This is a genomic window from Phyllobacterium lublinensis, from assembly GCF_020164435.1.
Lineage (GTDB): Bacteria > Pseudomonadota > Alphaproteobacteria > Rhizobiales > Rhizobiaceae > Phyllobacterium > Phyllobacterium lublinensis.
Genome location: NZ_JAIUDQ010000003.1, coordinates 183047 through 194804, shown reverse-complemented (window position 1 = coordinate 194804; position 11758 = coordinate 183047). Strand labels below are relative to the sequence as shown.

12 protein-coding genes are annotated in these 11758 nt (G+C 57.8%); 4 read left to right on the top strand and 8 right to left on the bottom strand.

The genetic code is table 11. From position 1 onward, the window contains the following. Window positions 1-5 precede the first annotated feature (5 nt). Window positions 6-1100, bottom strand: coding sequence for a chorismate synthase (gene aroC / locus K9U38_RS05610; protein WP_224493356.1), 1095 nt, complete (start codon window positions 1098-1100; stop codon window positions 6-8). Window positions 1101-1269: 169 nt separating this feature from the next. Here aroC and K9U38_RS05605 point away from each other — a divergent pair, with 169 nt between their 5' ends. Beyond that, complete coding sequence (locus K9U38_RS05605) at window positions 1270-1524, top strand: DUF1344 domain-containing protein (RefSeq protein WP_224493355.1); 255 nt, start codon at window positions 1270-1272, stop codon at window positions 1522-1524. Window positions 1525-1543: 19 nt separating this feature from the next. Here K9U38_RS05605 and K9U38_RS05600 read toward each other — a convergent pair whose 3' ends face one another. From K9U38_RS05600 to K9U38_RS05585, 4 genes are all read right to left on the bottom strand, one after another. Continuing rightward, window positions 1544-2134: a histidine phosphatase family protein gene (locus tag K9U38_RS05600; protein WP_224493510.1), complete on the bottom strand. Its 591-nt coding sequence runs from the start codon at window positions 2132-2134 to the stop codon at window positions 1544-1546. A gap of 53 nt (window positions 2135-2187) precedes the next feature. Continuing rightward, the gene (gene fabI, locus K9U38_RS05595) at window positions 2188-3006 is read right to left on the bottom strand and encodes an enoyl-ACP reductase FabI (RefSeq protein WP_224493354.1); all 819 of its coding nucleotides are present in this window, start codon (window positions 3004-3006) and stop codon (window positions 2188-2190) included. A gap of 91 nt (window positions 3007-3097) precedes the next feature. Further along, the gene (locus K9U38_RS05590) at window positions 3098-4033 is read right to left on the bottom strand and encodes a DnaJ C-terminal domain-containing protein (protein ID WP_224493353.1); all 936 of its coding nucleotides are present in this window, start codon (window positions 4031-4033) and stop codon (window positions 3098-3100) included. A 125-nt stretch (window positions 4034-4158) separates the two neighbouring features. Continuing rightward, window positions 4159-4545 (bottom strand): RT0821/Lpp0805 family surface protein, encoded by a 387-nt coding sequence (locus tag K9U38_RS05585; RefSeq protein ID WP_224493352.1) that lies wholly within the window; start codon window positions 4543-4545, stop codon window positions 4159-4161. 134 nt (window positions 4546-4679) lie between these two features. Here K9U38_RS05585 and pdxH point away from each other — a divergent pair, with 134 nt between their 5' ends. After that, window positions 4680-5291: a pyridoxamine 5'-phosphate oxidase gene (gene pdxH / locus K9U38_RS05580; RefSeq protein ID WP_224493351.1), complete on the top strand. Its 612-nt coding sequence runs from the start codon at window positions 4680-4682 to the stop codon at window positions 5289-5291. A gap of 6 nt (window positions 5292-5297) precedes the next feature. Here the strand turns inward: pdxH and K9U38_RS05575 are convergent, their stop codons facing one another. Together K9U38_RS05575 and K9U38_RS05570 are read right to left on the bottom strand one after the other, a co-directional pair. Continuing rightward, complete coding sequence (locus tag K9U38_RS05575; RefSeq protein WP_224493350.1) at window positions 5298-6050, bottom strand: crotonase/enoyl-CoA hydratase family protein; 753 nt, start codon at window positions 6048-6050, stop codon at window positions 5298-5300. Window positions 6051-6059: 9 nt separating this feature from the next. Next, window positions 6060-7829: an acyl-CoA dehydrogenase family protein gene (locus K9U38_RS05570; RefSeq protein ID WP_224493349.1), complete on the bottom strand. Its 1770-nt coding sequence runs from the start codon at window positions 7827-7829 to the stop codon at window positions 6060-6062. A 250-nt stretch (window positions 7830-8079) separates the two neighbouring features. Between K9U38_RS05570 and K9U38_RS05565 the strand changes: the two genes are divergently transcribed. Beyond that, window positions 8080-9225, top strand: coding sequence for a glycoside hydrolase family 25 protein (locus K9U38_RS05565; RefSeq protein WP_370631841.1), 1146 nt, complete (start codon window positions 8080-8082; stop codon window positions 9223-9225). On the opposite strand, the gene purD is transcribed toward K9U38_RS05565, so the two are convergent. Then, a complete protein-coding gene (gene purD, locus K9U38_RS05560) occupies window positions 9220-10503 on the bottom strand; it encodes a phosphoribosylamine--glycine ligase (protein ID WP_224493347.1) in 1284 nt (427 codons plus the stop codon). The genes K9U38_RS05565 and purD overlap by 6 nt on opposite strands. Window positions 10504-10642: 139 nt before the next feature. Here purD and ubiA point away from each other — a divergent pair, with 139 nt between their 5' ends. After that, complete coding sequence (gene ubiA / locus K9U38_RS05555) at window positions 10643-11638, top strand: 4-hydroxybenzoate octaprenyltransferase (RefSeq protein ID WP_224493346.1); 996 nt, start codon at window positions 10643-10645, stop codon at window positions 11636-11638. Window positions 11639-11758: the final 120 nt, after the last annotated feature.

Genomic DNA, 11758 nt, shown 5'->3' with positions numbered 1-11758 from the left:
GCCCTTTAAATGCGGCCTGTCTGGCCGCGATGCCTGAGATAATGATCGGCAATGGCACATGCCACCATCGCCTCGCCGATGGGGACAGCCCGAATACCCACGCAAGGATCGTGCCTGCCCTTGGTCATGACATCGACCTGGTTACCGTCCGCATCGATGCTGCGCCGGGGCGTCAGGATGGATGAGGTTGGCTTGACGGCAAACCGTGCTACCACCGGCGCGCCGCTCGATATTCCGCCGAGGATACCACCAGCGTGGTTCGACAGGAAAATCGGTTTCCCATCATTGCCCATGCGCATTTCGTCCGCGTTTTCCTCGCCGGTGAGCCGTGCCGAATCAAAACCGTCGCCGATCTCGACGCCCTTCACCGCATTGATGGACATGAGGTAGCTGGCAATGTCTTGATCGAGCTTGCCATATACCGGTGCACCAAGCCCGGCGGGGACGTTCTCCGCAACAACTTCGATCACCGCTCCGATCGATGAACCCGCCTTGCGGATGCCATCCAGGTAGCCAGCAAACGTTTCGACCGAACCGGCATCCGGAGTGAAGAACGGATTGTTGTTGACCTCGTCCCAATCCCATCGGCTGCGATCAATCGAGTGAACACCCATTTCCACGAGCGCGCCCCGAACGACAAGTCCGGGCACTATCTTGCGTGCGATGACACCGGCGGCGACGCGGGCAGCAGTTTCCCGCGCCGAAGAGCGCCCTCCACCGCGATAGTCACGAATGCCGTATTTGACATCATAGGTGTAGTCGGCGTGGCCGGGGCGATACTGGCGGGCAATATCGCCGTAATCCTTCGACCGCTGGTCGGTATTTTCGATCATCATCGAGATGGGCGTTCCCGTCGAAACCATCGTAATGCCGTCATCCTGGAGCATTACCCCGGACAGAACGCGCACCTGGTCGGGCTCGCGCCGTTGCGTCGTATATTTCGACTGACCCGGTTTGCGCTTGTCTAGGTAGGCCTGAATTTCCGCTTCGGTGAACGAGATTCCGGGAGGACATCCATCCACCACGCATCCAAGCGCAATACCATGGCTTTCGCCCCAGGTGGTGACACGGAAAAGATGACCAAACGTATTATGCGACATGAGCCTACCCGACGATTTATCAGGGGGTTTTATGAGCGTTTACTCCTGTGGTCAAACGCGTCGCTGAATTTCCTTCATCCCTGACAAAAAAAGCAATTGTTTTGCCACAAATGCGCGTTCTAACTGCAGCCCTGACCGGCACACCGATTTGATATAAAGAGGAAATCAAATGCGCTTCATCGTAGCAACATTCATGTTCGTCGCTTCCCTTTTCCCGGTCGGTGCACTTGCGGACGATGCGCAAGGCAAAATCACCAAGATCGATGCGGATAATTCCACGATCACACTGGATGACGGCAAGGTCTATAAATTGCCGGGTGAGTTCGATTTGAGCGTTATCGAAGAAGGCATGAAGGTCACTTTGATGTTCGATGTCGTCAACAAGGAACGCTTCATCACCGATATCGAGGAAACGCAGGAATAACGGCGGGCCGGTTTATCCGCTAAAGCCAGGTAAGGTGGCCATGCTCAAGTCGCAGAATGTGGTCTTGGGTAATGGCAAGGTTGGCTGCCGCATGCCCGTCCATCCCATGCACGAGCTGGAAGATCGTCCGCAGGCAACCGCCATGCGTGACGCAAACTGTAGGGCTCTTGATCTCTGACAGCCAGTTCGCCACTCGAACGCCAAGCATGGCATAGCTTTCGCCGGTAGGGCCCGGCGGTACGAAGTTCCATTTGTCACGCGCCCTCGCCCCTACGAGCTCGGGTGTCCTGGCCGCAATATCCTCGAGCATGAAGCCTTGCCAATCGCCGAAATTGACTTCCATCAATCTTGGATCCGTGCGGTACGCTTTAGGATCGACGCCCATGCGGGTCCTGATGCGCTCCATCGTCTCGCGGGTGCGTCGCATCGGGCTGGCGATGAACTCGAACCCTGCACCATCGCCAATCAATGATTTCATCAGATCGCCATTGCGATCGGCCTGGGCCCGACCCCGCGCATTGATATCGACCTCCGCCTGGCCCTGGATCCGTTCGGTCGCATTCCAGTCGGTCTCGCCGTGGCGCGAGAAATATATCAATGTGTCATGCAGAATCACGTGCGTGCCGTTTCAGGCGCCATTTCGATCATAAAATGGGTCCTGCCCTAATCCTTGACGACTGAGATGTCCGGAGCGTCCACGGCCTTCATACCGACGACGTGATAACCACTATCGGCATGATGTATCTCGCCGGTTACAGAGCGAGAAAGATCCGAGAGGAAATAGAGCCCTGCGTCGCCAACTTCTTCGATGGTTACAGTACGTCGCAGCGGGGCGTTGTACTCGTTCCACTTGAGAATATAACGGAAATCGCCGATTCCCGATGCGGCCAGGGTCTTGATCGGGCCGGCAGAGATCGCGTTGACGCGAATATTGTCCGGACCAAGATCAACCGCAAGATACTTGACGCTCGCCTCAAGTGCCGCCTTGGCAACACCCATGACGTTGTAGTTCGGCATCACCTTCTCGGCACCGTAGTAGGTTAGTGTCAAGATGGAGCCGCCGTCCGTCATCAGCTTTTCCGCGCGCTTGGCAACTGCTGTGAGTGAATAGACGGAAATCAGCATCGTCTTCGTAAAATTGGCTTCCGAGGTGTCGACGTAACGCCCGGTTAGTTCATCCTTGTCGGAGAAACCGATCGCATGAACGACGAAATCAATCTTGCCCCACTCCTTTTCGAGCGCCGCGAAGCAGGCATCGATCGTCGATGCATCCGAAACGTCGCAATGCCCGCACAAAAATGCACCGAGTTCCTGCGCAAGCGGTTCGACGCGCTTCTTCAGCGCATCGCCCTGATAGGTAAATGCAAGTTCGGCACCGGCATCGTGAGCGGCTTTGGCAATACCCCAGGCAATCGACCGATTGTTGGCGACACCCATAATGAGGCCGCGTTTACCCTGCATCAAACCAGTTTTGGCGGTCATATACCAACCCTTCATGAGACTTGTGATTGAAGTGCGGTATCGCACAGCCCGCGCCGGGCTTCAAGCACACTGTCAAACTCACTTGGGATTTTCAGTGACTGGTGTCGCGTAAAAACGCTTCAAGTGCTGGATCACCATTTTCCGGCAGCATGATGCGTACATGTGCGAACAGATCGCCATGACCATCGGGCTTCTTCGGCAACCCCTTGCCTTTCAACCGCAAAACGCGATCGGAACTGGTCCACGGTGCGACCTTGACAGCAACACGTCCATTCAGGGTCTCGACCTCTTGCCGCGATCCAAGCACTGCATCACGCAACGGCACGGGAAGATCGATGTGGAGATCCCTGCCCTCGACCCGGAACTTGGGATGCTGTTTGAACCGCACGGTGACCAACGCGTCACCCGCAGTGCCGCCAGGAATGGCTTCTCCCTGCCCCTTCAACCGAATCGTCTGCCCATTCTCGACCTGCGCCGGCAGCTTGATCGCCAGCCGCTTTCCGTTGGGGAACACCGCCTCCACCTTTTCGGCTCCGGCTGCCTGCTCGAGCGAAATGTCGATTGTTGCCTGCAAATCAGTGCCCTTGCGCGGACCTCCTGTGCGTCGTCCGCCTCCACCAAAACCGCCCATGCCGGCCGTTTCGCCAAACAGGCTGCTCAGAATATCTTCCGCCCCGAAGCCGGCATTGCCACCTGTTCCGCTCCGGAACTCAAAACCTCCGGCTCGCTGACGCGCTCCGCCGAAACCGGCAAAGGGGTCGCCACCGCCGCCGGAAAAACCTTCAAAGCCGTGGGGTACCCGCTGCTTGCCTTCGGCGTCAATCTCTCCGCGATCGAATTGACCGCGACGTTCCTTGTCGCCAACGATCTCATAGGCTTGGTTGATCTCGGAGAATTTGGCCTGCGCCTTCGGATCATCCTGATTCTGGTCAGGATGATATTTTTTGGCGAGTTTGCGAAACGCCGATTTAATTTCTTCAGGCTTCGCCGTTTTGGCGACGCCCAGTACGCTATAGGGATCGCGCATGTGTCTGCCTTTCCTCGCTAACGCGAGATGCCTTGGGATTCCGCAGCTATATGTTCATGAATAGGAAGAAATTCCAGAGATTTGAAGCAAAAAAAGCGTTAGATGGTAGTCCGCCCTATCACCGCTTACATAGGTGCGAAAGATTTCAACGTCCATTGCCCGCCATTCTGCATGCAAGTTTCGCCTTTATAAAGCATCACTCCATCGAATGATTCGCGCGAAGTCTGGAATTCCCGGCAAAGACCCGATTCGTCCTTCTTCTCCGCAATCGCCGTTATTGTGCCCTGACTGCCGGTCTCTGGGTTCGACCACGGCACGGGCTGGCTGCCCCATTGCGTGAAGTTGAGAGCCGAGACGATGTTGCGCACTGTTGTCTGATCCGACGAACCCTTGCTGTCGACGGGCTGCGCCGGGGCAACCGACCCCGTCACCGTTGCCTGATCTGGAACTGCTTTCTCGATCCCGAAATCCTTCATGGCACAACCGGAAAACAGGCATAGGGCCAAGCCCATGGCAAGGCCTTGGGAAGGCCGGTGCCAATGCTGTTTTGTTGCACTGAATTTCTTGCTATCAGATCGTAGAAACGCCAAACACATACCTCTCTTTAACAAGGTCAATCCGAAATGACTATGGGACTATGAATTAAATGAAGTTAACAACCGATGACTTCACAGAGAAAACCGAGCCGTTCGATCTCTTCGGCGAATGGTTGGCGGATGCGACCAAGACCGAGCCAAATGATCCCAATGCTGTTGCTCTGGCAACGGTGGACAGTGACGGCTTGCCGGATGTTCGCATGGTACTACTCAAGGGATTCGACAGCCAAGGTTTTGTTTTTTATACCAATTTCGAAAGCATGAAGGGACAGGAAATCCTGGGCAGCATGAAGGCCGCGATGTGCTTTCACTGGAAGTCGCTTCGCCGTCAAGTCCGTATCCGCGGTCCCGTCGAGATTGTCAGCAACGAAGAGGCTGATGCCTATTATGCGACGCGCCCTCGCGGAAGCCGCATCGGCGCATGGGCGTCAAAACAATCCCGTCCGCTTGAAAGCCGGTTTGCGCTCGAGAAAGCCGTAGCCGAATACACGGCGCGTTACGCCATCGGCGAAATCCCGCGACCTGACCATTGGTCGGGGTTCCGAATCCGTCCGACGTCGATCGAATTTTGGCATGACCGGCCATTCCGGCTGCACGACCGGGTGGTTTTCAGCCGCGAAACGATCGAAGGAGATTGGGGAAAGACGAGGCTTTATCCCTGATAGCTGTCAGGCCTTTTTGCGCGTGAGAAAGGCCATCAAAGCGCCACGTGCCTCTTCCGATTGGAGACGCTCCGCGAAATGTTTGGCCTCCAACGTGATCCGCTCGACAACGGACTCCCTTGGCATGCGTAGCAGATCGCGCGAGATCTGCATGGCTTCGGGCGGCTTTGCTGCAATTTCACTTGCAACGCTCAATACGGTGCTCTCCAGTTCCTCCGTATCGACCAGCCTGTATACCAGTCCCGCCTCCTTGGCTTGAACCGCATGCAATCCTTCGCCCATGGCAAGGAAGGCAAAGGCGTTCTGATGCCCCATCAGTCCGGGACCCAGCAAGCTGGATCCAGCCTCTGGTACCAGTCCAAGATCGACAAAAGGCGTCCTGAAATAGGATTGCGGCGTGGCGAACGTCAGATCGCAATGGAAATGGATCGTGGTTCCAATCCCAATGGCGAGGCCATCGACGCCTGCCAGAAGCGGCTTCCTTGCGCCGGCAAGGGCAATGAGAAAATCGAAGACTTCACTGCCCATGTTGCCGGTCGTTGCGAAAGCCATGAAGTCCTGCAGATCATTGCCCGACGAAAACGCCCCTGGGACGCCGAAGAATACGTGCGCCCGGACAGAGGCATCTGCGTCACCATCGACGATCGCCCTCGTCATCGTTGCGTACATTGCACGGGTCAGAGCGTTCTTCTTGTCTGGACGGTTCATGCGTATAATCTGGACAGCGCCATTGCGCTCGATTTGGATATGATCTGACATGGACTTTCCTTATGCGAGAGCCGAACGCGCACCGAGCAAACTGACGGCGCCGTGAACGATGCGGTCTTTGAGAGTAATGGTTTCAGACAGGAGGTTTTCGGCAAAGAACCGCGCCAGGGCAATTCGACCGGAGTCGTCACCCGCCAAAGCGCCCTTTGCAAGATAAGTCGCGCCAGCCACGAGACCGAAAAGCCGCAGATAGGGCGTTGCTCCGGCAAACGCCGCGCTGACGTCGCCTTTTGCGAGCGCCTGCTGCAGCCACAGGCTCGCCGCCTCCAGATCATCCAGCCCCGCCAGCAGGCGCTTGCCCGTTTCACCAAAATCTGGATTATTCGATGCGGCGACTTTCTCGGCTTGAGAGCGCAACTCGCCGATATAGCCTTTGATGTGCTCCCCTCCGCCTAGTGGAAGCTTGCGCTGGACGAGATCGATGGCCTGGATTCCGTTGGTTCCTTCATAAATGGGCGCAATTCGTGCATCGCGAAGGAACTGGGCCGCACCCGTTTCTTCAATGAAACCCATACCGCCATGCACTTGAATGCCAATCGACGCCACATCGACCCCGACATCCGTCGAAAACGCCTTTGCGACAGGGGTCAGAAGATTGGCGCGGTCAATCCAATGGCGGGCATCATCCCCCGTTCCGGACCTGGACATGTCGATCGCATGCGCGCAGGCATAGGCGATGGAGCGAGCCGCAGCCGTAAGTCCCTTCATCGTCAGAAGGTTACGCTGCACATCCGGGTGTTCGATGATCGGGCTCATACCCTCGCCGGTCCAGCCGGGCGCGCGCATCTGGCGGCGCTCCTGCGCATAGGCCAAGGCCTTCTGATAGGCTGCCTCGGCGACCGCCACGCCCTGGATGCCCACGGCGAGACGGGCATTGTTCATCATGGTGAACATGCAAGCCAGGCCCCGGTTTTCCTCACCCACAAGCCAGCCGACCGCGCCTGGTGTGCGGCCTTCAAATCCATCGCCATAGATCATGGTGCATGTCGGAGAGCCATGGATGCCCATCTTGTGTTCGATACCGCCGCAGAACACATCGTTGCGCGCGCCCAGCGTTCCATCCTCATTCACAAGGAACTTCGGAACCAGAAACAGCGATATGCCTTTGGTACCTGCCGGAGCATCTGGCAGCCGTGCCAGGACCAGATGGATGATGTTTTCGGTCAGGTCATGCTCGCCATAGGTGATGAAGATCTTGCTGCCGAAGATGCGGTATGTGCCGTCATCGGTACGCTCTGCCTTCGTCCGCAGTGACCCGACGTCCGAACCCGCCTGCGGTTCGGTAAGGTTCATCGTGCCCATCCACTCGCCTGACACGAGTTTCGGCAAATAGGTCTGCTTCAGCGTGTCGGTGGCATGCGCCTCCAGCGCCTCTATGGCGCCGAGGGTCAACGTCGGCCCGATGCCGAATGCCATTGAACCGGAATTCCACATCTCGAAGGTCGCAATCGCCAGCATCATCGGCAGACCTTGTCCGCCATGTTCCTCCCTGCCGGTCAAGGCGTTCCAGCCTCCGGAAATCCATTCCTGATAGACGTCCTTCCAGCCGGGCGGCATCGTGACATCTGCGCCGTTGAGCGGCGTGCCATGCTCATCACCGATCTGCAGCAGGGGGGCGACGCGGGTCGAGGCAAACTTTCCGGCTTCTTCCAGGATGGCATCGACGAGATCGCTCGACAGATCGCCAAGCCGGCCCTGTCCGATGGCATCTTCCAGGCCGGCGACCTTGTTTAATGTGTGGGCAATTTCCTCGACAGGCGCGCGGTACATGGATCACAGTCTCCTCATGCAGTGATGCTTGTTGCGGGCGGCACCTTGCAACTGACCGGGGTTTCAAGGCAAGTGTATTTTTACGTAAACGTAAGATATTCGCCCCGCGCACGAAAACAAGCGCATTTATCGGTGACTAACGGTATATTAACCCCGATGCAGCGACCATCATCCAGTAATGTGGGTCTGGAGACCGATGGCGAGGTTTGAGGGGGCATCCCATTTGACGAGCCGGTTACGTGCCTTTGCTATGATTGTGGCTGCCCTGTTTTTTGGCGGCCCGTCTCATGCGGAGTCAGAGTTCCGGACGCCCTGGTCCAACAAGCAACGTGCGATCGTGCTCGACGGCTATGAGCACAATTCCTTTAATCTTGGCGAAATCGTCAAGGATCAGAGAATTGCGGCCTTCATCCACAAGGGCTCCGATGGCATGCCTGCGAATTACCACTGCACCCGTATCAGGGAGGCGATGCAGCAGGAATTGTGCAAGCGGATCTGGCGCAATTACTCGGTATCCCGTGAGCTCTACCAGACCCGCCGTGCCCTCGCCAAAGCACTCGGCCTGAAATGGGGCGCCTATCATCTTGCGCGGCCAGGCAATCCGATCGAGCAGGCGAACCATTTCATCGACTACACAGAGCCGACCGCCGATGAGCTGATCGCCATCGACATCGAAGACAATAATCCGGGAAAGTTCATGTCCCTCCGCGACGCGGAGATATTCGCCGAACACATCAAGTTCCGTGCGGGACGTTACCCGGTGCTCTACACCAATGGCATCACGGCCCAGTATATCGCTGACCACCGGCTGGAATTTCCGATCCTGTCACGCCTGCCACTTTGGTATGCACGGTACGAACCGGACATCGCACCGCATTTTCCGAAGGGCAATTGGCGGGATTATGCGCTTTGGCAATTCACGTCCCAAAGCAATTGCGACAAGCAGCGCTGTCCTTATCGGCCGCCCGGGACGAACCGCGACATTGATGTGAACGTCGCCGATATGACGGTATCGGAACTCAGGCGGACATGGCCATTCGGCCAGCTTGTCGAGGCCATACCCCCGGCCGATCTTCCAAAGCCAGGCAGCAGACCTGCGATTCAACAGGATCTGCTGGTTGCGTCTGCGGATCCCCAACCTGCTGCGGAAAGGCCACCTGTCGACGCGACCTTGACGGCATCGGTATTCCTGCCGCCGACCAGTGGTCGGCTACAGGTCAGGACGATGACCGTTGGCGCCTTGTCAGACGCCTTGAGCAAATCGATAGCCCGACAGATCGATCATATGAACACCCATGTGGCGTTCGGCCCATCGCCCGCATGTCTTCGGAAAGCCGGTGTCTCGCTGGAGGCGGCCGATCACATCCGTTACCCCGCCCTGACGCCATTCCTATAGGGCAGTGCCTTTTTCACGGGCGATCGCCCGCCAGCCAATATCATGCCGGTAGAAGCCTTCAGGCCAATCGATCCTTGCGATGGCGGCATAGGCCGCGTCCTGCGCTTCCTGGACCGTCCTGCCGGTCGCGGTGACGTTCAAGACCCGCCCGCCATTGGCAATGAGTTCGCCATTCTTCTCGGCCGTTCCGGCATGGAATATTTCGACGGCATCGGTGGCGGCTTCTCCAACACCCCTGATGACGCTGCCCTTTTCCGGTGATGCGGGGTATCCCCTTGCAGCCATCACCACGGTGAGGGCGGGATCGTTGTGCCACCGCACCGACATCTGGTCCAGCACACCATCGGCCGCGGCCTTGAGCAGCAGCAGGACATCGTCCTTGAGGCGCAACATCAACACCTGCGTCTCCGGATCACCGAAGCGGGTATTGTATTCGATGAGCTTGGGACCATCCTTCGTGATCATGAGGCCAGCGAACAGGACACCGCTGAAAGGTGAGCCGATTTCCGCCATGCCGCGGATGGTCGGCTCGATCAGCTCGCGCATCGTCCGGTCGACGATGTCCTGAGTCATCACCGGCGCAGGAGAATAAGCGCCCATGCCTCCGGTGTTGACTCCGGTATCGCCATCGCCGACGCGTTTGTGATCCTGGGCGGTGCCGAAGGGCAATGCCGTCTTGCCGTCGCACAGGCAGAAAAAGCTGGCCTCCTCGCCATCGAGGAACTCTTCAACAACCACCTCTGCCCCTGCACCGCCGAATGCGCCGTCAAAGCACTCGTCGACGGCATCGAGTGCCTCCTGAAGCTGAAACGCGACGACAACGCCCTTGCCTGCCGCCAGTCCATCGGCCTTCACGACGATCGGTACACCCTGCTCATGCACATAGGACTTGGCTGCTGCCGCATTGTCAAAGCGCTTGTAGGCGCCGGTCGGGATATTGAAACGGGCGCAAAGATCCTTGGTGAAGCCCTTCGAGCCCTCCAGCCTTGCCGCGGCCCTGGAGGGACCGAATACCGCAATTCCTGCTGTCCGCAGGTCATCGGCAATTCCGGCGACGAGCGGGGCCTCCGGACCAACGACAACAAAGTCGATGGCCTTCGACTGGCAGAAGGCGACGATCTCTTCGTGATTTGCCGGATCCAGTGCAACGCATTCAGCGACGGTAGCAATTCCCGGATTGCCGGGTGCGCAGTAAAGCTTGGTCAGTGCCGGCGAAGCTGCGATTTTCCATGCCAGCGCGTGTTCACGGCCGCCTGAACCTATCAGCAAGACATTCATGGAGATTGCTCCGCGTTAAGAAGATTTGCCGTGTCGGTATGGCCTTGAAGCGCAAGGGTCAAGCGGACATTCGAAAATTTGCCCTGAAAACAGCGTATAGTGCTTGACTGGGAAGTTGGCCGCTGGCCAAGGTCAAACCATGACGACAGAAAAAGACATCATCCAGTCGACGGAAGCGCGTGGCCGTGTTTTCGATGCTCCATCGGGACACTGGGTCTACCGCGCCTTGCCAAACTGGCTGTGGCCCTATGCACAGCTGGCGCGTTGGGACCGGCCGATCGGCTGGTGGCTCTTGCTGTGGCCGTGCTGGTGGGCAACGGCACTTGCCGCAACCGCCGGGGCGAAGGTCGGCGACCCGCTCTGGTCGGTCTTGCCGTCGCCCTACCACCTCGCCCTTTTCCTGATCGGTGCCATCGCGATGCGGGGTGCAGGTTGCACCTATAATGATCTCGCCGACGAAGACATTGACAACAAGGTCGCACGGACGCGCTCACGGCCGCTCCCTTCCGGCCAGGTAACGCGCAAACAGGCCAAGATTTTCCTCGTCCTGCAGGCGCTTGTCGGGCTGGCGGTGGTCGTTCAGTTCAATCTCTTCACCATTCTCCTAGCAATCGGCTCATTGCTGATTGTCGCCATCTACCCGTTCATGAAGCGCATTACCAACTGGCCTCAGCTTGTCCTGGGTCTTGCTTTCTCCTGGGGCGCGCTGGTTGGCTGGTCAGCGCATTTCGGCTCACTTTCATTGCCGGCGGTGTTGCTTTATGCGGGATCCATCCTGTGGGTAATCGGCTACGACACGATCTACGCCCACCAGGACAAGGAGGACGACGCACTGGTGGGTGTGCATTCGACCGCCAGACTGTTCGGCAACCGCACGCGCGAAGCTTTGATGGTTCTCTATGGCGGAGCGCTTGCACTGTTCCTCGGCGCATTTGCCGTTGCCGAAGTTCCCATGCCAGCTGTTGCCGGGCTGCTCGCTGCGGGCGCGCACATGTATCGCCAGATCATGACACTCGACATCGACAATCCGGCAGAGTGCCTGCGGCTGTTCAAATCCAATACAGCCGTCGGCTGGCTGATTTTCCTCGGCCTGGTCTTTGGGGGGCTCTGGACGGTGATCAAACCATTCTTTTAGTCACTGCTGGCCTGTCAAAGAACCGGGTGTGTTTGACCCTTGCCACGCCCGCTTTCGCGTCTGGCCATTGAATGGTTGGGAAGACGGGCGGTCGTCGAAGCGCGTCTAGAGGGCAGTGAT